This is a genomic window from Pseudomonas sp. BIGb0558, from assembly GCF_024807515.1.
In the GTDB taxonomy this organism is placed as follows: Bacteria; Pseudomonadota; Gammaproteobacteria; order Pseudomonadales; family Pseudomonadaceae; genus Aquipseudomonas; species Aquipseudomonas yamanorum_A.
In genome coordinates, this window is the sequence record NZ_JANUEW010000007.1 from 46,494 (window position 1) to 68,002 (window position 21,509).

Here is a 21,509-nt window from a genome sequence, read left to right on the forward strand (position 1 = left end):
GCTGGCTTGCCTGCGATGCAAACGACTCGGTCTTTCAGAGACACCGAGGTGATGCAATTGCAGGCAAGCCAGCTCCCACGGACCGACGCAGGTCAATGTCGCGCCGACTGCCCTGGCGTATAATCGGCACCCTGCCCCCGCCGGAAACGACCCGATGAACTCGATTGACCCCGCCGTGTTTGAAGAATGGATGATGACCGGCCTGGTCAGCATCCTGATCATTTTCATGGGCTTTATCGTCTGGGACCTGGCGAAGAAATCCAAGGCCGGGCGCTTTGGCTCGATGATTCTGTTCTTCGTGCTGGGCCTGGGCGTTGCCGCGTTCATCATCAAGAGCGTGGTGATCGGCCTGATCGAGTCCGGAGCCTTATAAGCGCGCCGGCACTTCCTTCCACTGGCCCTGGTCCAGGCCGTCGATCGACCAGTCGCCAATCCGCACCCGCACCAGCCGCAACGTCGGCAAACCCACCGCCGCCGTCATGCGTCGTACCTGACGATTACGCCCCTCACGAATCACCAACTCCAGCCAATGGGTCGGTACGCTTTTGCGAAACCGCACCGGCGGGTTGCGCGGCCACAGTTGCGGCTCGTCCAGTTGCCGGGCTTCAGCGGGCAGGGTCATGCCGTCGTTGAGTTCCACACCGTCGCGCAGGCGTTGCAGCTGTTCCTCGGTCGGCTCGCCTTCCACCTGCACCCAATAAGTTTTCGCCAGCTTGTGCTTGGGATCGGCGATGCGCGCCTGCAACTGGCCGTCGTTGGTCAGCAGCAGCAGGCCTTCACTGTCACGGTCCAGGCGCCCGGCCGGGTAGATGCCGGGGATGTCGATGAAATCCTTGAGGGTCGCGCGCCCGCCTTCGTCGCTGAACTGGGTCAGTACATCGAAGGGTTTATTGAACAGGATCAATTTGGGCTCGGCCGGTGGCGCCTTGGCGACACGACGCGGGGCTGACGAGGTTTGCGGACTTTTCACACCAGGGCGGCGGGAAACGGGACGGGCAGGACGAGACATGGCAAAGGAACATCTAACGGTCAGGACCGACAATGCTAGTGGCCTGACCGTTAAATAACCATCCCAACCGTTTAGCGGAACGGCGGCTCGTCGAAGCTGCGCAGTTTGCGCGAGTGCAGCGAGTTGAGTTCAGTGCGCAACAGGTCCACCGCCTCGATGCCGATCTTCAAGTGCTGGCTGACCGCACGCTCATAGAACGCGTTGGCCGAACCCGGCAGCTTGATCTCGCTGTGCAGCGGTTTGTCCGACACACACAGCAACGTGCCGTACGGCACCCGCAGGCGGTAGCCCTGGGCGGCGATAGTGCCGCTTTCCATGTCCACGGCCACGGCGCGGGACAGGTTGATCAGCGGACGTTCCTGGGCCCAGCGCAGCTCCCAGTTGCGGTCGTCGTAGGTCAGCACGGTGCCGGTGCGCAGGCGCTTCTTCAGCTCTTCACCCTTCTCGCCGGTGACGTTGGCCGCAGCTTGCTGCAACGCCATCTGCACTTCGGCCAGGGCCGGGATCGGGATGTTCGGCGGCACGACGCGGTCGAGAATCCCGTCGCGTCGCATGTAGGCGTGAGCCAGCACGTAGTCGCCGATGGTCTGGGATTGGCGCAGGCCGCCGCAGTGACCAATCATCAGCCAGCAATGCGGGCGCAACACGGCCAGGTGGTCGGTGATGTTCTTGGCGTTGGACGGGCCGACGCCGATGTTCACCAGGGTCACGCCGTGGCCATCGCTGGCCTGCAGGTGGTAGGCCGGCATCTGGTAACGGTGCCAGACCACGCCCGCGGCGATGGCAGACGCTTCGCCGTGGTCCATGCTCTTGTCGATGACCACGTTGCCCGGCAGCACCATGCGGATAAAGCGCGGGTCACTGCGCAGCTGTTCCAGGCCGTGCACGATGAACTGGTCAACGTAGCGGTGGTAGTTGGTCAGCAGAATCCACGGCTGCACATGGCGCCAGTCGCTGCCGGTGTAGTGCACCAGGCGGCGCAGGGAGAAGTCGACACGGGCGGCGTCGAACAGCGCCAACGGCAGCGGGTCGGTGTTTTCCCAGTCGTAGAGACCGTCGGCGATGCCATCGGTGGCAGCCGACAGGTCGGTACTCGGGAACACCCGCGCGAGCGTGGCGGCAGTCACACCGGAGCCGGCAAGTTCGTCGCCCTGCTCCACCACGTACGGGTAGGGAATGTTCTGCTGGCTGACGCCCACTTCTACCGTCACGGTGAAGTCGTGCATCAACGGCACCAGTTGCTCCAGCAGGTATTTGCGGAAGGCTGACGGATGGGTGACGGTGACGCTGTAGGTCCCCGGCAGCTGGACCTTGGCATATGCCCGGGTGGTCTGTGGGACTTCACCCTGCACCAGGTAGGTCAGGCGAAGTTCCGGGTAACGAAACATCGCACGTTGTTCGGCGTCGGGTTCGACGCGGTCTTTGAGGTAGCGCTTGAGGGCTTGATTGAGCGCGCCAGTGGCACGCTCATGGAGAGCCGCCAGCCGATCCACGGCTTCTTCGGCGGTTTGAACGACAACAAAAGCTTCGGTCACGGTAAGCATCCTGTGTTCTGACTTGCAGGCCTTCATCTTGCCTGTATCCCTGGCGCACTGGAACACCGGAATTGGAATGCGCCTGCAAGAACCCTGCATTCCCTGTGGGAGCTGGCTTGCCTGCGATGGCGGTCTGCCTATTGCATTGATGCCAGCTGGCCCACCGCTATCGCAGGCAAGCCAGCTCCCACATTTTTGACCGCATTTGTTCAGGAAAATAGAGGTGTCGAGCGCGCGACAATGGCCTCCACCTCCACACCACGCGGCAAGGTGCCATATACCCGGCCCGACGATTCGCCCAGCCGGCTGGCGATAAAGCCATCACTCACACTGGCGTTGCCCGCCTCCAGCAGCAGCTTGGCCTGCAACGCCACGGCAATGTCCTCGGTGAGCTGCCGGGCACGGTACTGGATGTCCTGGGTGTCCATGAAGGCCGACTTCAACTGTTCGATGTGCCGCGCCAGTTGCCGGTGACCGTGGCCATCCCCCAGTTCGACAAACAATGCCTCCAACACGCCCGGCTCTTTCGACAACGCCCGCAGCACATCCAGGCACTGCACATTCCCGGAACCTTCCCACGTCGAGTTGACCGGCGCCTCACGGTACAAACGCGGCAGGATGCTGTCCTCCACATACCCGGCGCCGCCCATGCATTCGGCGGCTTCGTTGATCATCGCGGGGGCGCGTTTGCAGATCCAATATTTGCCCACCGCCGTCACCAGCCGGGCGAATTTGGCTTCCTGTTCGTTATCCAGGTGGTCCAGCGCGCGGCCCATGCGCATGCTCAAGGCCAGGGACGCCTCGCTTTCCAGGGCCAGGTCGGCCAGCACGTTTTGCATCAGCGGTTGCTCGCTGAGCACCCGGCCGCCCACCAGGCGATGGGCGCAGTGATGGCTGGCCTGGGTCAGCGCCTGGCGCATCAAGGCGCTGGAGCCGACCATGCAATCGAAACGGGTCATGGCCACCATCTCGATAATGGTCGGTACACCGCGCCCTTCCTCGCCGATCATCCAGGCCAACGCGCCACGAAACTCCACTTCGCTGGAAGCGTTGGAGCAGTTGCCGAGTTTGTTTTTCAGGCGCTGGATGTAGAACTCATTGCGCGTGTCGTCCGGGCGGTGCCGGGGCAGCAGGAAACAGGTCAGGCCCTTGTCGGTCTGGGCCAGGGTGAGAAAGGCGTCGCACATCGGCGCCGAACAGAACCACTTGTGCCCCACCAGCTCATACGCCTGGCCCGGGCCGCCGGTAGCCACCGGGTAAGCGCGGGTGGTGTTGGCGCGCACGTCGGTGCCGCCCTGTTTCTCGGTCATGGCCATGCCAATGGTGGCGCCGGCCTTGTGGGCAATGCCGACGTTGCGCGGGTCATATTCGGTGGCGAGGATTTTCGGCAGCCAGGTTTCTGCCAGGTCCGGCTGCAAACGCAGGGCCGGGACGCAGGCGAAGGTCATGGTCAACGGGCAGCCGGTGCCGGCTTCGGCCTGGCTGTGCAAGTAGGTCATGGCCGCACGGGCCACGTGGGCGCCGGATTGCGGATGGGCCCACGGCAACGACGGCAAGCCATGCTCGACGGCGGTGCGCATCAGTTCGTGATAGGCCGGATGAAATTCCACCAGGTCGATGCGATGGCCAAAACGGTCGTGGCTGTTGAACACCGGTTTGTTCTGGTTGGCCAGGAACCCGGCTTCCATCAACGGCCCGCCCGCCAGTGCGCCGTAGGTATCAATGCGCTGCTCGGCCCAGCCGGCGCCAAAGCGCCGGGACCAGTCTTGCAACGGCAAATCGATACGGTACAGGTTGGTGCCGTCCAGGGACGGTGGCTGGTTGGTGACGTCGTGGGTTTCGGCGAACTGGTGCAGGTTCATGGCAGCCTCCTCGAAAAAGTTGGCCTGCTGATTCAAAGGCCTGTTTCTGAGTTAAGCACCACCCCACCAGAAAGAAAAAGGGGATAAATGCCTAAATGTCTGCACTTTCGCCCTTTTCCGTTGACAGCAACCGAATATGCAACATCGCTTGCAGGGCATCAAATCGTACCGGTTTTGCCAATCGATCCGTCACGCCCACACCGTGGCAATGGTCTCGCTCGGGGCTTTGCGCCGAGTTGCTCAGGGCAATCACCGGCAGCTCTCCACAACCCGGCAATGCACGAATCTGGCAGCACAGCGAAAACCCGCCCTCCGGTACGTCCAGCAGCACCGCATCGAAGGTGTCACTTTGCAACAGCGCCAGGGCCGCCGGCCCGTTGTCGACGGTTTTCACGCGATAACCGAGCTTGAGCAACATGCCGCGCACCACCAATTGCGCCACACCGTTGTCGTCTACCAGCAACACCGTGCACTCCTGCGGTGTGCGTTGTGCCTGGGGTGCTCGCCGCACGGGCGCGGGCTCGGGCGGCAGCGGGCTGACCGCAAGCTCCAGCTGGAAGCGACTGCCGCGGCGAGGCTCGGAATTGTGGGTGAGACGCCCACCGAGCAATTCGATCAATTGCCGGCAGATCGCCAGGCCGATGCCCATGCCGCCGTAGCGACGGGTGGTCGAGCCATCCAGCTGGAAGAAGCGCTGGTACAGGGTCGCCTCGTCGAGGTAAGCGAACCCGATGCCGGTGTCGGTGACGATAAAGGTCAGGCGCAACGTCCCGTCGGCCTGTGGCACGCCGACTACCCGCACCCGCACCGACCCTTCGTGGGTGAACTTGAAGGCGTTGTCCAGCAGGCAATCCAGGCATTGCGCCAGCTTGCCGGGGTCGCCGCTGACTCGGTCCGGCAACTCATCCGCCAGATCGATGGAAAACTCCAGGCCCTTGCTCTGGGCGCTGGCCGCGAACTGCTGGCGCAAGGTGTCGAGCAACCCACGCAGGCTGAACACCTGGGGCTGCGGGCTGAGGCGCCCGGCCTGCAATTCGGTGAGGGTGAGGATGCCGTTGACCATGCGCATCATCTCGCGGGCCGAGCCGGCGGCGGTTTGATGGTACTGGGCGAGGTCGCCTTGCAGCGGCTCGGTCTGCATCAACTCCAGGGAACCAATCACACCGTTCATCGGTGTGCGCAGTTCGTGGGTCAGGGTGGCGAGGAATTCGTCCTTGAGGCGATTGCTGCGGGCCAGTTGCGTGTTGAGCACTTCGAGCTTCTGGCTGGCGTCAAACAGGATCTGGGCCTGTTGCTCGCGCATCGAGTTGATGCGGTCGGCCAGGGCCAGGGACAGCAACGCCACTTCGAGTGCCGAGCCGATCTGGCTGGCGTACATCGTGAGGAACACATTGGGCAGGTAGCCCAGCACCATCATCGTATTGACCACACCGCCCAGCAGGAACGCGGTCCAGGCAATGATGAAATAACGCGCCATGCGCTGGCCGCAGTACCAGGCCTTGATGGCCGCGACGAAGATGGTCACGGTGAACACCAGCGCCAAACCGGTGGCTAGGCGCAGGGCCAGTGCATAACTGGTGAACAGCGCCAGCACCATCACGACTGCACCGCTGACCGCCAGCGCCAGCAACAGCCGGTTGATCCAGCGGCTGTAAAGTGCGGTGTGCAGGAAGCTGCGGGCAAACAGGCTGCCGAACAGCGCCGCCGAACCGATCAGGAATGGCACCGCCGCATTCGCCCACCACGGGCTGTCGGGCCAGAAGTACTGCACGGCCACGCCGTTGACCGACAGTTGATACAGGCCGAACGAGGCAATATAGAGGATGTAGTAGAGGTAGCTGGTGTCGCGCACGCTCAGGTAGATGAACAGGTTGTAGACCAGCATGCCCAGCAGCACACCGTAGATCACACCCAGCACGTAGAGGCGCAACGGCTGTTCTTCGAGGTACGCGGTGGTGGACCAGAGGGTCAGCGGCGCCTGGATCGAGCCTTGGCTTTGCAGGCGCAGGTACAGGGTTTCCTGCTGGCCAGGCAAGAAGTCGAGCTTGAACAGGTAGTTGCTCTGGCGGATTTCGCGGCTGGAAAACGGCAGGCTGCTGCCGGTGCGCGAGACCAGTCGATAGTTGCCAACGCTGTCGGGCTGGTACAGCTCCAGTTGGTTCAGCGGCGGGTAGGCCAGTTCCAGCAGCCAGTGGCGCGAGACATCCGGGTTTTTCGGGCGGTAACGAAGGTCGAGCTTGAGCCAGAACACCGAGCGTGAATAGCCGGCATTCAAGGTGGCTTTGTCATGGGTCTTGAAGCGACTGGCGAGGACCGGCGAGCTGATATCGCCAATGGTCAGGGCGCCACTTGGGTCCTCAAGCACTTGCATCACTTGGCCCAGGGGCAACCGCGTGGTGGTCTCGTTGAACTCGACTGCGCCGGCCAGCATCGGCAGCCCGCTCAACAGTAACATCAGCAAATAGCGCATAGAGCCCCAGCGTGACCTGTCCGGTTATGTCAAAAGCCTCCATTCCTTTTGAGCAGACGTATACCGGCGATACAGTTATTGGTTTCAATCCACTCTAGCATAGCCATTACAGGCCAAAAGACACTATTCAAATGATTTTTTGAAAGGCTCTAGAGCGGGCATTACAGGGCATTTGACCTGCATTTCACGATGATAGCAAACAGCCATTTCGCCATACTTATCCACTAAAAATTCAACCATCGCCCGACAGCCACCCAAAAAGCGTTTGGTGGTAAGCTCGCGCACCATGAATATCTACAGCTCTCGCCCCGTTGTCCTCTGTCTCTCCGGCCATGATCCCAGTGGTGGCGCCGGCTTGCAGGCAGATATCGAAGCCCTGCTCGCCCAGGGTTGTCATGCGGCCCCGGCCGTCACCGCGCTGACCGTGCAGAACACGGTCAACGTCAGCGATTTCCGCGTGCTGGACCGCGAGTGGGTGCTGGCCCAGGCCAACGCCGTGCTCGGCGACTCCGAAGTGGCCGCAGTGAAACTGGGCATGCTCGGTTCCCTGGAAATGGTCGACACCGTGGTCGAATTGCTCAAGGCGCACCCGCATTTGCCGGTGGTCTGCGACCCGGTGCTGCGCGCCGGTGGTGGCGGCAGCCTGGGCAAGGATGAGGTTGGCTATGCGATGCGCGAACGGCTGTTGCCACTGTCGCTGATTGCCACGCCGAACCTGCCCGAAGCGCGCATCCTCGCTGAACTGCCCGAAGGCACGGCGGACGAATGCGCCGCGAAGTTACTGCCCTTCATCAAGCACCTGCTGATCACCGGCGGCCATGGCGACGAGCACGAAGTGCACAACCGCCTCTACAGCCGCGACGGCACGCACCAGACCTTTACCTGCCAGCGCCTGCCCGGCAGTTATCACGGTTCCGGCTGCACCCTGGCCAGCGCGCTGGCCGGTCGGCTGGCACAGGGCGAAGGTTTGGTCAGCGCCGTGCAATCGGCCCTCAACTACACTTGGCGCACCCTGCGTGACGCTGAACAACTCGGCCAGGGGCAATTCGTGCCTCGTCGTCTGCCGTTGGATTTCTGCTCGTAACAACAAGAGGCCTGCCCGATGAAACTACGTGGCCTTTATGCCATTACCGACAGCCAACTGTTGGCCGGCAAGTTCCTGGCCTACGTCGAAGCGGCGTTGGACGGTGGCGTGACCCTGCTGCAATACCGCGACAAAAGCAGCGACGAAGCACGCCGCCTGCGGGAAGCCGAAAAACTGCGGGAGCTGTGCTCGCGCTACAAGACGCAACTGATCATCAACGATGATGCCGAACTGGCCGCGCGCCTCGGCGTCGGCGTGCACCTGGGCCAGACCGACGGCCCGCTGACCCCGGCCCGCGCCTTGTTGGGCTCCAAGGCAATTATCGGCTCCACCTGCCACAGCCAGATCGAACTGGCCGAGCAGGCCGCGCGCGAAGGGGCCAGTTACGTCGCCTTCGGCCGCTTCTTCAACTCCAATACCAAGCCCGGCGCGCCGGCGGCCACCGTTGAACTGCTGGCCCAGGCCCGCGCGCGGTTGCACCTGCCGATCTGCGTGATCGGCGGCATCACCCTGGAAAACGCCGAGCCGTTGGTGGCCCATGGTGCCGACTTGCTGGCAGTGGTCCACGGCCTGTTTGGTGCCGACAGCACCCAGGAAGTCACGCGCCGCGCCCGCGCTTTCAACGATCTTCTAAAATCTTGAATTCAGAGAACACGATCATGTCCCGTTCCGAAACCCTGTTTGCCAATGCCCAGAAACACATCCCCGGCGGTGTGAACTCCCCCGTGCGAGCGTTCAAGAGCGTTGGCGGCACACCACTGTTCTTCAAGCATGCCGAAGGCGCCTACGTCACCGACGAAGATGACAAGCGCTACGTCGACTACGTGGGTTCGTGGGGCCCGATGATCCTCGGCCACAGCCATCCGGACGTGCTGGATGCAGTGCGCCAGCAGCTGCAACACGGCCTGTCCTATGGCGCACCGACCGCCATGGAAACCGAGATGGCGGACCTGGTGTGCGCCATCGTGCCGTCCATGGAGATGGTGCGGATGGTCAGCTCCGGCACTGAAGCCACCATGAGTGCGATTCGCCTGGCCCGTGGTTTCACCGGCCGTGACAGCATCATCAAATTCGAAGGCTGCTACCACGGCCACTCCGACAGCCTGCTGGTCAAGGCCGGTTCCGGCGCGCTGACCCAGGGCGTACCGAGCTCTGCCGGTGTGCCGGCTGCGTTTGCCAAACACACCCTGACCCTGCCGTTCAACGACATCGGTGCGGTGGAGCAGATGCTCAGCGAAGTCGGCCAGGAAGTAGCCTGCATCATCGTCGAGCCGGTGGCCGGCAACATGAACTGCGTGCCGCCTGCACCGGGCTTTCTGGAAGGCCTGCGCGAACAGTGCGACAAGCACGGCGTGGTGCTGATTTTTGATGAAGTGATGACCGGTTTCCGCGTTGCCCTCGGCGGCGCCCAGGCTTACTACGGCGTGACGCCAGACCTGAGCACCTTCGGCAAGATCATCGGTGGTGGCATGCCTGTGGGCTGCTTCGGCGGCAAGCGCGAAATCATGCAGCACATCGCGCCGCTGGGCCCGGTGTACCAGGCAGGCACCCTGTCGGGTAACCCGTTGGCCATGGCCGCCGGCCTGACCACCCTGCGCCTGATCAGCCGCCCGGGCTTCCACGCCGAGCTGACCGACTACACCACCCGCCTGCTGGACGGCCTGCAACAGCGCGCCGATGCCGCCGGCATTCCGTTCGTGACCACCCAGGCGGGCGGCATGTTCGGCCTGTACTTCAGTGGCGCCGACGACATCGTCACCTTCGACGACGTAATGGGCAGCGATGCCGATCTGTTCAAGCGCTTCTTCCATCTGATGCTGGAAGGTGGCGTGTACCTGGCACCGAGCGCCTTTGAAGCCGGTTTTACCTCGATCGCCCATGGTGATGCCGAGCTGAAACTGACCCTCGATGCCGCTGAACGCGCCTTCGCTGCCTTGAAATAAGCGCCTCAAAAATCTGACGTTGCCACTGGCGGCGTCAGATTTGCTACTTTGCTTACAGACATTTCCGTCTTTTTTCGAGAATTTACCTGCAATCCGGCAGATAACTTGCCCACGCAGCAGAAAAACGAGTAAAGACTTTGTAAGCAGGTGCCTGCTTATTTCATAATGCGCGCTTATTGGATCCCCCCGTGGGTCCCGCGCCCCGTCAGAGGTAAGTCGATTCCCATGAAACGCACCGGCCGCACCCTGGTTCTGGGCTGCCTGTTGCTCCTTCAGCCGCTGCTGGCGTTTGCCCAGGCAGGCGGCAACTCGTTGTTAATCCCAGCGATGGGTCGTTGCACCCTCAATACCCAGCCAGAAAGCCAGGCCGAAGCCCTGAGCGCGTGCCAGAAACAGGCCGACGGCGGGGATGCGCAGGCGCAATACGAGTTGGGCGAGTACTTCTACGACAGTAAAAATCCCGCACGCGACCTCAACAAGGCCTTGAGCTACTTCGAGAAAGCCTCGTTGCAAGGCCATGCCCAGGCGCAATTCCAGCTGGGCACCATGTTTTTCCATGGCGAAGGCGTACCGGCCAATAACGTTCAGGCGTACATCGTGCTGAAAATGGCGGCGGTCAATGGCGCTGAAGATGCGCTGGACACGGCCGATGAAGTGGCAGAACACATGCAACGGGACGAACTGGAAGTGGCGACCCAGGTACTGGGGCAGATTTTCCGCAACTACCTGCAGGAACTGCAGAGCGCAGATGGCAGCTCGCCATTCTCGCCACTGCCTGATCCTTCACGCTGACTGACTGCTCCCGTGCCAGGCATGGGAGCCTTCAACTGCCTTACTTCTCTGGCATCGGCATCGGAAACGGCATGACATTGCTCATGCCACGGGCCTCGCTGATTTTCGGCGTGCCCAGGCGCTCGACTTCGTCGATGCGCACGATCGAATGCATCGGCACAAAACTGCGCACCACGCCTTCGAACTGAGCCTTGAGTTTTTCCTCGCCCGGGTCGACGACCAACTGTGTGCGCTCGCCAAAGACGAACTCTTCCACTTCCAGGAAGCCCCACAGATCACTTTGATAGATCTGCTTGGCGTACATTTCGAACACCTGGCCCTGGTTAAGGAAAATCACCTTGTAGATTGGAGCTTCGCGTTTGGTCATGGTGGGCGGGTAACACATCGGGGGATATAAAAGAGGGCGCGAACTATAGCATGGCACCCGATGCACAGTGCTAGGAACCTATCGGCATGCCCCCTATAATGCACGGTTCTTTACCACCAGTTGACGATCCCCATGGCCAAGAAGCTTTACATCGAAACCCACGGTTGCCAGATGAACGAGTACGACAGCTCGCGCATGGTCGATCTGCTGGGTGAACATCAGGCCCTGGAAGTCACCGCCCGCGCTGAAGATGCCGACGTGATCCTGCTCAATACCTGCTCGATCCGCGAGCGGGCCCAGGACCGGGTCTACTCGCAGCTGGGCCGCTGGCGCGAACTGAAGCTGGCCAACCCGGACATGGTGATCGCCGTCGGCGGTTGCGTGGCCAGCCAGGAAGGCGCCGCGATTCGCGACCGCGCGCCCTATGTGGATGTGGTCTTCGGCCCGCAAACCCTGCACCGCCTGCCGGAAATGATCGACGCCGCCCGCATCACCAAGCTGCCGCAGGTCGACGTCTCATTCCCGGAAATCGAAAAATTCGACCACCTGCCCGAGCCGCGCATCGACGGCCCGAGCGCGTATGTGTCGGTGATGGAAGGTTGCAGCAAGTACTGCACCTTCTGCGTGGTGCCGTACACCCGCGGCGAAGAAGTCAGCCGCCCGTTCGATGACGTGCTGGCGGAGATCATTCACCTGGCCGAGAACGGCGTGCGTGAAGTGACCCTGCTGGGGCAGAACGTCAACGGCTATCGCGGCCAGACCCATGACGGGCGCCTGGCGGACCTCGCCGAGTTGATCCGCGTGGTGGCCGCCGTCGACGGGATCGAGCGGATTCGCTACACCACCTCGCACCCACTGGAATTCTCCGACAGCCTGATCCAGGCCCACGCCGAAGTGCCGGAGCTGGTCAAACACCTGCACTTGCCGGTGCAGTCGGGCTCCGACCGCATCCTCTCGGCCATGAAGCGCAACCACACGGCCCTGGAATACAAATCCAAACTGCGAAAATTGCGTGCGGCAGTGCCGGGGATTTGCATCAGTTCGGACTTTATCGTCGGCTTCCCGGGCGAGACCGAGAAAGATTTCCAGCAGACCATGAAGCTGATTGAAGACGTCGGTTTCGACTTCTCCTACTCCTTCGTGTACAGCCAGCGCCCGGGCACCCCGGCGGCCGACCTGCTCGACGAAACCCCGGAAGCGTTGAAGAAGGAGCGTTTGAACGCCCTGCAACACCGCCTCAACCAGCAGGGTTTCGAGATCAGCCGACAGATGGTGGGTTCGACCCAGCGCATCCTGGTCACCGACTACTCGAAAAAGGACCCTGGCGAATTGCAGGGCCGCACCGAGAACAACCGGATCGTCAACTTCCGCTGCGATAATCCGACGCTGATCGGGCAGTTCGCCGACGTACACATCGACGCGGCGCAACCGCACTCGCTGCGCGGCTCGCTGGTTAACTGAGAGCCCGGCGTTCAAGGCAAATGAAGATCAAATGTGGGAGCTGGCTTGCCTGCGATAGCGATATAACAGGCAGCCTCTCTTTTGGACGTGCCGGCCTCATCGCAGGCAAGCCAGCTCCCACACTGGATCACGTTTGTTCTTGAGAGCGGGTCCGGGCTATATAAGTGCTTTCGCACACCGCCTGCTGGCGTTATCCTTGATTTCATCTTAATTGCCCCAGGGCGGCTAAAAGCGACCTTGAACGCACCCATAGAACCACATCGTTTTCTCCTCGAGCCCTTTGAGGCTCGCCGTTTCGCCAATCTGTGCGGACAGTTCGACGAGCACCTGCGCCTGATCGAACAACGCCTGAGCATCGAGATCCGCAACCGCGGCAATCAGTTCGAGCTCATTGGTGAACCCCAACACACCACCTCGGCAGAAAACCTTCTGCGCCGCCTCTACCGGGAAACCAAAGGTAGCGAGCTGTCGCCGGAAACCGTGCACCTGTACCTGCAGGAATCTGCGGTGCAAGACCTGGCGAACAATCCGGTGGCCGAAGCCAGCGTGGCCCTGCGCACCAAGAAAGGCATGATTCGCCCCCGCGGCCTGAATCAGCAGCGCTACGTCAAAGAGATTCTGGGCAACGACATCAACTTCGGCATCGGCCCTGCCGGTACCGGCAAGACCTACCTGGCCGTGGCCTGTGCGGTCGACGCCCTGGAGCGCGAGCAGGTGCGACGCATCCTGCTGGTGCGTCCGGCGGTGGAAGCCGGCGAGAAACTGGGCTTTTTGCCCGGCGACCTGGCCCAGAAGATCGACCCGTACCTGCGCCCTCTCTACGACGCGCTCTACGAGATGCTCGGCTTCGAATACGTGGCCAAGCTGATCGAGCGCCAGGTGATCGAGATCGCCCCGCTGGCCTACATGCGCGGCCGTACGCTGAACAACAGCTTCATCATCCTCGACGAAAGCCAGAACACCACCGTCGAGCAGATGAAAATGTTCCTGACCCGGATCGGCTTCGGCTCCACAGCCGTGATCACCGGCGACGTCACCCAGGTCGACCTGCCCAAAGGCACCAAGTCGGGCCTGGCCCAGGTGATCGACGTGCTCAAGGACGTGCCGGGGATCAGCTTCACCCACTTCATGCCCAAAGACGTGGTACGTCACCCGCTGGTGCAGCGCATTGTCGAAGCCTACGAGCGCTTCGAACACCGCGACGACCAACCGGCCAAGGACACTCGCCGCGATGCTTGAGCTTGACCTGCAGCTGGCCACCGATGCGCCTGCCCCCAGCGAAGCGCAGTTCCGCCAATGGTGCACCCTGGCCCTGCGCCAGCGCACCGCCGACTCGGAACTGACCATTCGTCTGGTGGACGAACCTGAAGGCCGTGAGCTGAATCACACCTGGCGACAAAAAGACTACGCGACCAACGTGCTGTCGTTTCCCGCCGACGTACCCGATGAGTTACTGGATATCCCATTGCTGGGCGACCTGGTGATCTGCGTCGAGGTGGTCGAGCGCGAAGCCAAGGAACAAGGCAAGGAACTTGAGGCCCATTGGGCCCACCTGGTCATCCACGGCTGCTTGCATCTCTTGGGTTACGACCATATAGACGATGACGAAGCCGAAGAAATGGAAGCACTGGAACGAACGTTGCTTGCAGAATTGGGTCATCGTGACCCATATGCAGACGACGAAATTGCAACTACACCTAACTGAAACAATAAAGGATTTAGAGTAATCGCTATGAGCGAAGACCGATCGAGCAACGGGCAAAAGTCATGGCTGGGGAAACTCACCCAGGCCTTTGCCCACGAGCCGAAAAACCGCCAGGAGCTGCTGGAGCTGCTGCGCGAGGCACACCAGAACAAGTTGCTGGACAGCGAAGCGCTGGCCATCGTCGAAGGCGCCATCCAGGTGGCTGACCTGCAAGTACGGGACATCATGGTTCCGCGCTCGCAAATGGTCAGCATCAAGGCGACACAGACCCCACGGGAATTCCTCCCGGCCGTGATCGACTCGGCGCACTCGCGCTACCCGGTGATCGGCGAAAGCCATGACGACGTCATGGGCGTCCTGTTGGCCAAGGACCTGCTGCCGCTGATCCTCAAGGAGAACGGCGACAGCTTCAACATCAAGGACCTGCTGCGTCCTGCCACCTTCGTCCCCGAATCCAAGCGCCTGAATGTGCTGCTGCGCGAATTTCGTGCGAACCACAATCACATGGCCATCGTGATTGACGAATACGGCGGCGTGGCTGGCCTGGTGACCATCGAAGACGTGCTGGAACAGATCGTCGGCGATATCGAAGACGAACATGACGTGGAAGAAGACAGCTACATCAAGCCGCTGCCCAGCGGTGACTTCCTGGTCAAGGCCCTGACGCCGATCGAGAACTTCAACGAGTTCTTCGACAGCGAATTCTCCGATGATGAATTCGACACCGTCGGCGGCCTGGTGATGAGTGCGTTCGGGCATCTGCCAAAACGTAATGAGACCACCGAGATCGGCGCCTATCGCTTTCGCATCCTGAATGCCGACAGCCGCCGGATCCACCTCATTCGCCTGACACCTATTGCCCGCTAAGGACTGACATGCGCCGTATGATTGCACCCGGCTGGCCCGGTAACCTGCTGGCCGTGGTGGCCGGCGCCATCACTACCCTGGCGCTGGCGCCGTTCGATCTCTGGCCGTTTGCGCTGGTGGCGGTCGGGTTCTTTTATGCGGGATTGCGTGAGCTGACACCACGCCAGGCCTTGTGGCGTGGCTGGTGTTTCGGTTTCGGCCTGTTTGGCGCCGGTACCAGCTGGATCTACTACAGCATTCACCACTTCGGCGGCGCTTCGGTGCTGCTGGCGGGCATGCTGATGCTGGCGTTTACCGCAGCCATTGCCTGGTTCTTTGCCCTGCCTGCCTGGCTCTGGGCGCGCTGGCTGCGGCGCAATGAGGCGCCATTGGCCGACGCCCTGGCCTTCGCGGCCTTGTGGGTGGGCCAGGAAGCGTTTCGCGGCTGGTTCCTCACCGGTTTCCCTTGGCTCTACTCCGGTTACAGCCAGCTCGACGCTCCCCTTGCTGGCCTCGCGCCACTGGGTGGCATGTGGCTGATTTCCTTTGCCCTGGCGCTGACCGCCGCGCTGATCTGCAACCTGCCGCGCCTGCTGGCGGGTAAACGCAACCTGTTCATCGGTGCCGGTTTGCTGCTGTTGGTGGCGCCATGGGCCATCGGCCTGGCACTCAAGCATCACGCCTGGACCACCCCCGCCGGCGCACCGCTGACCGTAGCGGCCGTCCAGGGCAACGTCGAACAAAGCATGAAATGGGACCCCGAGCAGCTCAATGCGCAGCTCGCGCTGTACCGTGACATGAGCTTCACCTCCAAGCCCGTGGACCTGCTGGTATGGCCGGAAACCGCGGTGCCGGTACTCAAGGAGTCCGTCGAAGGCTACCTGGCCATGATGGGCAAGTTCGCCGCTGACCGGCACACCGCGCTGATCACCGGCGTGCCGATTCGTCAGGAAGTGCACCACCACAAGCGCTTTTTCAATGGCATCACCGTGGTGGGTGAAGGCGATGGCACTTACCTGAAACAGAAGCTGGTGCCGTTCGGCGAGTACGTGCCGTTGCAGGACATGTTGCGTGGCCTGATCGCCTTCTTCGACCTGCCGATGTCGGACTTCGCCCGCGGGCCGGCCGACCAGGCGCTGCTGCAAGCCAAGGGCTATCAGATTGCGCCGTTCATTTGCTATGAAGTGGTGTACCCGGAATTCGCCGCCGGCCTGTCGGCCCGCAGCGACCTGTTGCTGACCATCAGCAATGACACCTGGTTCGGCCGCTCCATCGGCCCGCTGCAACATTTGCAGATGGCCCAGATGCGCGCCCTGGAGGCCGGTCGCTGGATGATCCGCGCCACCAACAACGGCGTCACCGGTCTGATCAACCCGTACGGGCAGATCACCGTGCAGATCCCGCAGTTTGAACGCGGGATTCTCTACGGTGAGGTGGTGCCGATGCACAACCTCACGCCGTACCTGCAATGGCGCTCGTGGCCGTTGATCATCCTGTGCCTTGGCCTGTTTGGCTGGGCCTTGCTGGCGGGCCGGATGTCGAAAACAGTCTGAAGGTGGGAGCTGGCTTGCCTGCGATAGCATCACCTCGGTGTAACTGACACACCGAGGTGCCTGCATCGCGGGCAAGCCCGGCTCCCACAGAAGCCCGGCTCCCACATTTGCGTTGCGGTGTTACCTGTAAAACAACCGGTAACCCACCTGCCCCACCGCTTCGTTCAGCAACTGACCGTTCTGCCATACCGACTTGAATTCCGGCATCCAGCCACCCAGTGGCCGGGCATTGTCTACGCCCAGAAACCCCACCGGCGCCGGAACGACCGTAAACCCGGCCTTTTCGAAACTCCAGCGCGAACGCGGCATGTGCCAGGCCTGGGTCACGACGACCACACGCTTGATGCCTTGCGGCAACAGAATCTCTGCACTCATCTGCGCGTTTTCCCACGTGGTGCGGCTGCGCTCTTCCTTCCAGCGCACGCTCACGCCAAAGTCATCCTGCATCGACACCGCCATCAACTCCGCCTCGCTGGGCGGCGTACCGTAATGCAAGCCTCCGGTGGTCAGCACCGGCAAGCCCGAAGCCTTGGCCAATCTCGCCGCGTAACGCTGGCGTTCAAGGCCGACACCCGTCGGCTGATCAGAGCCCCACGCCGAATCCCCGCGTTCACGCCCCGAACCCAATATCACGATGGCATCAGCCCGCTGCGCCAGGGTCGCCCATTCGTCACGGGCCAAGGGCGGCTCGGTCTCCAGGGCCTTTGCCCCCCACTGCACCACCACCGGCAGGCTCATCAGCCACATCCCGCCGAAGCCCAAGGCAAAGCACACTCCCGCCAGTCGTGGGCGACTGCGACGAAACCACCAGGCAAGCGCCAGCAACAGCAACAGGATGCCGGGCGGCAACAGCAATTGTTTAATGAAATAACGAATAGGCATCGGGCATCTCCAAAGATGCCCGAAGCCTAAGGTGTAACGGGGTTTAGCGACAATCTTTACAAGAACACACGTTCGAGAAGGCTACCGATTACGCGGTTTTTCACTTGAAACGCACGGACCGGAGTTTTTCCGGGCTGCGGCCGGCCGACAAATCCTTGAGCCATACCACCTTGGCCGAGCGTGAAGGCTCCTGCGCCGGCGGGGAGGCCATGCCATGGGACGCGCGATGCTCATTTAACTCCAGATACACCCTGATCACTTCCAGCTCTGCCTGGCTCAAGCCACGCAGTTCCAACTCCAGAGGCCGTTCATCACACAATCGGCCTGCGGTTTTTGCTGCATCCAGTGCTCGACCCAAACGGTCGATCAGTCCTTCGTACACCTGCGGTTTCGTTAAAGTTCGCTGCGAATCAACCATCCCTCACCTCATTGAAGATAAGACTCACTCCCCACTAAACAGCGTAGTCCTGCTGGCCCTGCCTGCCTGACGCCGCGACCAACGGCCTCGGCGGCGCAATCAGGGTTTCCCTCGATAGAGTGGGGTCATGTATGCTACGGCGCTTCCTGTAACTCCACTTCCCGCAGGGTTTGGGCACGGACGCGCCACTTTTTGGTGTCGATCAACCTGAACGTTGCACCGAAGAGGATTAGGCCACCCCTATTCAGTTCAAAAGTAGCCATGCACGAACAATATCAGCCCCGTGAAATAGAAAATGCCGCCCAGTCGTTCTGGGATGAGCAAAAGTCCTTTGAAGTCAGTGAACAGCCAGGCAAGGAGACTTTCTATTGCCTATCGATGTTCCCTTACCCCAGCGGCAAGCTACACATGGGGCACGTGCGTAACTACACCATCGGCGACGTAATCTCCCGCTACCAGCGCATGCTCGGCAAGAACGTCCTGCAACCCATGGGTTGGGACGCCTTCGGCATGCCGGCGGAAAACGCCGCGATGAAGAACAACGTAGCGCCCGCCAAGTGGACCTACGAAAACATCGCCTACATGAAGACCCAGCTGCGCAGCCTGGGCCTGGCGGTGGACTGGTCCCGCGAGGTGACCACCTGCAAGCCTGATTACTACCGCTGGGAACAATGGCTGTTCACTCGCCTGTTCGAAAAAGGCGTGATCTACAAGAAGAGCGGCACCGTGAACTGGGACCCGGTGGACCAGACCGTATTGGCCAACGAACAAGTGATCGACGGTCGCGGCTGGCGTTCCGGCGCGCTGATCGAAAAACGCGAAATCCCGATGTACTACTTCAAGATCACCGCCTACGCGGATGAACTCTTGTCGAGCCTCGACGATTTGCCGGGCTGGCCCGAGCAGGTCAAGACCATGCAGCGCAACTGGATCGGCAAGTCCAAGGGCATGGAAGTACAGTTCCCGTATAACGTCGATTCCATCGGCGCGGCGGGCGTACTGAAAGTCTTCACCACCCGTCCGGATACCCTGATGGGCGCGACCTACGTCGCCGTGGCCGCCGAACACCCACTGGCCACCCAGGCCGCACAGAACAACCCTGAGCTGCAGGCATTCATTGCCGAATGCAAAGGCGGCAGCGTGGCCGAAGCCGACGTCGCCACCCAGGAGAAAAAAGGCCTGCCGACCGGCCTGTTCGTCGAGCACCCGCTGAGCGGCGAGAAGCTGCCGGTATGGGTCGCCAACTATGTGCTGATGCACTATGGCGATGGCGCGGTAATGGCTGTGCCGGCTCACGACGAGCGCGACTTCGAATTTGCCGTGAAATACAACCTGCCGATCAAGTCCGTGGTGCGCACCAGTTCCGGTGACACCAACCCGGCTCCGTGGCAGGACGCGTACAACGAACACGGCACCCTGATCAATTCCGGCGAGTTCGACGGCCTGGATTTCGAAGGTGCCTTCGACGCCATCGAAGTGGCGCTGATCAAGAAAAACCTCGGTGCCTCGCGCACCCAGTTCCGCCTGCGCGACTGGGGCATCAGCCGCCAGCGCTACTGGGGCTGCCCAATCCCGATCATCCACTGCGAAACCTGCGGTGACGTGCCGGTGCCGGAAGACCAACTGCCGGTGGTACTGCCGGAAGACGTGGTGCCGGACGGCGCCGGTTCGCCCTTGGCGCGCATGCCCGAGTTCTACGAGTGCAGCTGCCCGAAATGCGGCCAGCCTGCCAAGCGCGAAACCGACACCATGGACACCTTCGTCGAGTCCTCGTGGTACTACGCCCGCTACGCCTCGCCGCACTATGAAGGTGGCCTGGTGGAAAAATCCGCAGCCGACCACTGGCTGCCGGTAGACCAGTACATCGGCGGTATCGAGCACGCCATCCTTCACCTGCTGTACGCGCGCTTCTTCCACAAGCTGATGCGTGATGAAGGCCTGGTGAGCTCCGACGAGCCGTTCAAGAACCTGCTGACCCAAGGCATGGTGATTGCCGAGACTTACTACCGTCGCGAAGCCAATGGCGCCTACACCTGGTTCAACCCGGCGGACGTCGAACTGGTGCGTGACAGCAAGGCCAAGGTCATCAGCGCAAAACTGATCAGCGACGGCCTGCCGGTGGAAATCGGCGGCACCGAGAAGATGGCCAAGTCGAAGAACAACGGCGTCGACCCACAGTCGATGATCGACCAGTTCGGCGCAGACACTTGCCGCCTGTTCATGATGTTCGCCTCGCCGCCTGACATGAGCGCCGAATGGTCCGACTCCGGCGTTGAAGGCTCGCACCGCTTCCTCAAGCGCGTCTGGCGCCTGGCGCACGCCCATGTCAGCCAGGGCTTGCCGGGCAAGCTGGACGTAGCGTCCTTGAGCGATGAACAGAAAGCCATTCGCCGCAGCACACACCTGGCCATCCGCCAGGCCAGCCAGGACGTGGGCCAGAATCACAAATTCAACACCGCCATTGCCCAGGTGATGACGTTGATGAACGTGCTGGAAAAAGCGCCGCAAGCCACCGATCTGGATCGCGCACTGATTCAGGAAGGCCTGGAAACCGTCGTCCTGCTGCTGGCGCCAATCACGCCGCACATCAGCCACGACCTGTGGAGCCGGTTGGGCCACAGCGGTGCCGTCATCGATGCCGGCTGGCCGGTACAGGATGACAGCGCGCTGGTACAAGACACGCTGCAACTGGTAATTCAGGTCAACGGCAAGCTGCGTGGCCAGATCGACATGCCGGCCAGCGCCAGCCGTGAAGACGTCGAAGCCGCTGCCCGTACCAATGAAAACGTGCTGCGCTTCACCGAAGGCCTGACGATCCGCAAAGTGATCGTGGTGCCCGGCAAACTGGTCAATATCGTCGCTAGCTAATCGGATCGGGCGCCAGGGCATTACCCTGGCGCCGAACAAAACCTCCAGGGCCTCGATAAGGCCCACATGGTTTCAAGGGGAGTATCAAAATGATCAAACGCAATCTGCTGGTTATGGGCCTTGCCGTGCTACTGAGCGCTTGCGGCTTCCAGCTGCGCGGCACCGGCACCACCGAACTGGCGATCAAGGAACTGGACGTCACCGCCCGTAACTCCTACGGCGAGACCGTGCAACAGCTGCGCCAGGTCCTGGAAAGCAGTGGTGTCAAAGTCTATTCAGGCGCGGCTTACAAACTGAACCTGCTGGATGAGAAAGAAGAGCAGCGCAACCTCAGCTATGCCAGTGCCGGGCGTGCTTCGGACATCGAGCTGAGCACCACGCTCTTCTTCGAAATCCAGGGCCACGACCACCTGCCGTTGATGGGCGACAAGATCCAGGTACAGAAAGTCGTGAGCCACGACGGCAACAACCTGGTGGGTTCGGACTCCGAAACCATCCAGGTGCGCAAGGAAATGCGTCGTGAGCTGGTGCAGCGCATGCTTCTGCGCCTGCAACTGATCACCCCGGAAAAACTGGATCAACTGCAACAGACGGCAGATAACAAGGCCAAGGCAGATGCCGATGCGCTGAAAGCTGCGCAAGAGTATGAAAACAGCCAGCCGAAACAATCGCCTGTCGAAGTCCCAGCTGAGTAAGCCAGACGGGGCGCCACTG

The 21,509-nt window shown here is 61.5% G+C and carries 19 protein-coding genes; 12 read left to right on the forward strand and 7 right to left on the reverse strand.

Translation table 11 applies throughout. The annotated features are described in order from the left end of the window. Positions 1–163: 163 nt before the first annotated feature. Entirely contained in the window at positions 164–373 is a 210-nt protein-coding gene (locus M2400_RS11620) for a DUF2788 domain-containing protein (protein WP_026077819.1), read from the forward strand. Here the strand turns inward: M2400_RS11620 and M2400_RS11625 are convergent. The 4 genes from M2400_RS11625 to M2400_RS11640 all read right to left on the reverse strand — a co-directional run bounded on the left by M2400_RS11625 (position 368) and on the right by M2400_RS11640 (position 6,876). Beyond that, complete coding sequence (locus M2400_RS11625) at positions 368–1,009, reverse strand: pseudouridine synthase (protein WP_029616066.1); 642 nt, start codon at positions 1,007–1,009, stop codon at positions 368–370. The two genes, M2400_RS11620 and M2400_RS11625, sit on opposite strands and share 6 nt — an antisense overlap. A gap of 71 nt (positions 1,010–1,080) precedes the next feature. Beyond that, positions 1,081–2,580, reverse strand: coding sequence for an AMP nucleosidase (gene amn / locus M2400_RS11630; protein WP_177132664.1), 1,500 nt, complete (start codon positions 2,578–2,580; stop codon positions 1,081–1,083). A gap of 173 nt (positions 2,581–2,753) precedes the next feature. Continuing rightward, a complete protein-coding gene (locus tag M2400_RS11635; protein WP_259196760.1) occupies positions 2,754–4,406 on the reverse strand; it encodes an acyl-CoA dehydrogenase family protein in 1,653 nt (550 codons plus the stop codon). Between the two features lie 91 nt (positions 4,407–4,497). Then, positions 4,498–6,876, reverse strand: coding sequence for a hybrid sensor histidine kinase/response regulator (locus tag M2400_RS11640; RefSeq protein ID WP_259196759.1), 2,379 nt, complete (start codon positions 6,874–6,876; stop codon positions 4,498–4,500). 286 nt (positions 6,877–7,162) lie between these two features. Between M2400_RS11640 and M2400_RS11645 the strand changes: the two genes are divergently transcribed. The 4 genes from M2400_RS11645 (at position 7,163) to M2400_RS11660 (ending at position 10,695) form a co-directional block, all read left to right on the forward strand. After that, positions 7,163–7,960 (forward strand): hydroxymethylpyrimidine/phosphomethylpyrimidine kinase, encoded by a 798-nt coding sequence (locus M2400_RS11645; protein ID WP_003215474.1) that lies wholly within the window; start codon positions 7,163–7,165, stop codon positions 7,958–7,960. 18 nt (positions 7,961–7,978) lie between these two features. Beyond that, a complete protein-coding gene (gene thiE, locus M2400_RS11650) occupies positions 7,979–8,602 on the forward strand; it encodes a thiamine phosphate synthase (RefSeq protein ID WP_177020941.1) in 624 nt (207 codons plus the stop codon). Positions 8,603–8,619: 17 nt separating this feature from the next. Further along, positions 8,620–9,903, forward strand: coding sequence for a glutamate-1-semialdehyde 2,1-aminomutase (gene hemL, locus M2400_RS11655; protein ID WP_177043317.1), 1,284 nt, complete (start codon positions 8,620–8,622; stop codon positions 9,901–9,903). Between the two features lie 225 nt (positions 9,904–10,128). Next, the gene (locus M2400_RS11660) at positions 10,129–10,695 is read left to right on the forward strand and encodes a tetratricopeptide repeat protein (protein WP_063026921.1); all 567 of its coding nucleotides are present in this window, start codon (positions 10,129–10,131) and stop codon (positions 10,693–10,695) included. 40 nt (positions 10,696–10,735) lie between these two features. Here the strand turns inward: M2400_RS11660 and M2400_RS11665 are convergent, their stop codons facing one another. Then, positions 10,736–11,062: a DUF1820 family protein gene (locus M2400_RS11665; protein WP_003215457.1), complete on the reverse strand. Its 327-nt coding sequence runs from the start codon at positions 11,060–11,062 to the stop codon at positions 10,736–10,738. 132 nt (positions 11,063–11,194) lie between these two features. Between M2400_RS11665 and miaB the strand changes: the two genes are divergently transcribed. The 5 genes from miaB to lnt all read left to right on the forward strand — a co-directional run bounded on the left by miaB (position 11,195) and on the right by lnt (position 16,627). Next, complete coding sequence (gene miaB, locus M2400_RS11670) at positions 11,195–12,523, forward strand: tRNA (N6-isopentenyl adenosine(37)-C2)-methylthiotransferase MiaB (RefSeq protein WP_010174799.1); 1,329 nt, start codon at positions 11,195–11,197, stop codon at positions 12,521–12,523. Between the two features lie 237 nt (positions 12,524–12,760). Then, the gene (locus tag M2400_RS11675; RefSeq protein WP_177043315.1) at positions 12,761–13,762 is read left to right on the forward strand and encodes a PhoH family protein; all 1,002 of its coding nucleotides are present in this window, start codon (positions 12,761–12,763) and stop codon (positions 13,760–13,762) included. Beyond that, positions 13,755–14,228, forward strand: coding sequence for an rRNA maturation RNase YbeY (gene ybeY, locus M2400_RS11680; protein ID WP_177120504.1), 474 nt, complete (start codon positions 13,755–13,757; stop codon positions 14,226–14,228). The genes M2400_RS11675 and ybeY overlap by 8 nt, the downstream gene beginning before the upstream one ends. Positions 14,229–14,255: 27 nt before the next feature. Further along, the gene (locus M2400_RS11685) at positions 14,256–15,095 is read left to right on the forward strand and encodes an HlyC/CorC family transporter (protein WP_003215451.1); all 840 of its coding nucleotides are present in this window, start codon (positions 14,256–14,258) and stop codon (positions 15,093–15,095) included. A gap of 8 nt (positions 15,096–15,103) precedes the next feature. Further along, positions 15,104–16,627 carry an apolipoprotein N-acyltransferase gene (lnt, locus tag M2400_RS11690; protein ID WP_177043313.1) on the forward strand — a complete coding sequence of 508 codons (1,524 nt, stop codon included), beginning with the start codon at positions 15,104–15,106 and terminating at the stop codon, positions 16,625–16,627. A gap of 120 nt (positions 16,628–16,747) precedes the next feature. On the opposite strand, the gene M2400_RS11695 is transcribed toward lnt, so the two are convergent. Continuing rightward, positions 16,748–17,509 carry a YdcF family protein gene (locus M2400_RS11695; RefSeq protein WP_177113531.1) on the reverse strand — a complete coding sequence of 254 codons (762 nt, stop codon included), beginning with the start codon at positions 17,507–17,509 and terminating at the stop codon, positions 16,748–16,750. Positions 17,510–17,609: 100 nt separating this feature from the next. Continuing rightward, positions 17,610–17,927 (reverse strand): hypothetical protein, encoded by a 318-nt coding sequence (locus tag M2400_RS11700; protein WP_177043311.1) that lies wholly within the window; start codon positions 17,925–17,927, stop codon positions 17,610–17,612. Between the two features lie 261 nt (positions 17,928–18,188). Between M2400_RS11700 and leuS the strand changes: the two genes are divergently transcribed. Further along, positions 18,189–20,795: a leucine--tRNA ligase gene (gene leuS, locus M2400_RS11705; RefSeq protein WP_259196741.1), complete on the forward strand. Its 2,607-nt coding sequence runs from the start codon at positions 18,189–18,191 to the stop codon at positions 20,793–20,795. A gap of 89 nt (positions 20,796–20,884) precedes the next feature. Beyond that, positions 20,885–21,490: an LPS assembly lipoprotein LptE gene (gene lptE, locus M2400_RS11710; protein WP_177043309.1), complete on the forward strand. Its 606-nt coding sequence runs from the start codon at positions 20,885–20,887 to the stop codon at positions 21,488–21,490. The last annotated feature ends 19 nt before the right edge of the window (positions 21,491–21,509 follow it).

Coding starts and splice junctions, on each gene's coding strand:
- M2400_RS11625 (WP_029616066.1), bottom strand. CDS start 1,009: ATGTCTCGTCCTGCCCGTCCCGTTTCCCGCCGCCCTGGTGTGAAAAGT.
- hemL (WP_177043317.1), top strand. CDS start 8,620: ATGTCCCGTTCCGAAACCCTGTTTGCCAATGCCCAGAAACACATCCCC.
- miaB (WP_010174799.1), top strand. CDS start 11,195: ATGGCCAAGAAGCTTTACATCGAAACCCACGGTTGCCAGATGAACGAG.
- lptE (WP_177043309.1), top strand. CDS start 20,885: ATGATCAAACGCAATCTGCTGGTTATGGGCCTTGCCGTGCTACTGAGC.
- M2400_RS11645 (WP_003215474.1), top strand. CDS start 7,163: ATGAATATCTACAGCTCTCGCCCCGTTGTCCTCTGTCTCTCCGGCCAT.
- M2400_RS11700 (WP_177043311.1), bottom strand. CDS start 17,927: ATGGTTGATTCGCAGCGAACTTTAACGAAACCGCAGGTGTACGAAGGA.
- M2400_RS11695 (WP_177113531.1), bottom strand. CDS start 17,509: ATGCCTATTCGTTATTTCATTAAACAATTGCTGTTGCCGCCCGGCATC.
- M2400_RS11660 (WP_063026921.1), top strand. CDS start 10,129: ATGAAACGCACCGGCCGCACCCTGGTTCTGGGCTGCCTGTTGCTCCTT.
- ybeY (WP_177120504.1), top strand. CDS start 13,755: ATGCTTGAGCTTGACCTGCAGCTGGCCACCGATGCGCCTGCCCCCAGC.
- amn (WP_177132664.1), bottom strand. CDS start 2,580: ATGAAGGCCTGCAAGTCAGAACACAGGATGCTTACCGTGACCGAAGCT.
- M2400_RS11635 (WP_259196760.1), bottom strand. CDS start 4,406: ATGAACCTGCACCAGTTCGCCGAAACCCACGACGTCACCAACCAGCCA.
- M2400_RS11685 (WP_003215451.1), top strand. CDS start 14,256: ATGAGCGAAGACCGATCGAGCAACGGGCAAAAGTCATGGCTGGGGAAA.
- leuS (WP_259196741.1), top strand. CDS start 18,189: ATGCACGAACAATATCAGCCCCGTGAAATAGAAAATGCCGCCCAGTCG.
- M2400_RS11640 (WP_259196759.1), bottom strand. CDS start 6,876: ATGCGCTATTTGCTGATGTTACTGTTGAGCGGGCTGCCGATGCTGGCC.
- M2400_RS11665 (WP_003215457.1), bottom strand. CDS start 11,062: ATGACCAAACGCGAAGCTCCAATCTACAAGGTGATTTTCCTTAACCAG.
- thiE (WP_177020941.1), top strand. CDS start 7,979: ATGAAACTACGTGGCCTTTATGCCATTACCGACAGCCAACTGTTGGCC.
- lnt (WP_177043313.1), top strand. CDS start 15,104: ATGCGCCGTATGATTGCACCCGGCTGGCCCGGTAACCTGCTGGCCGTG.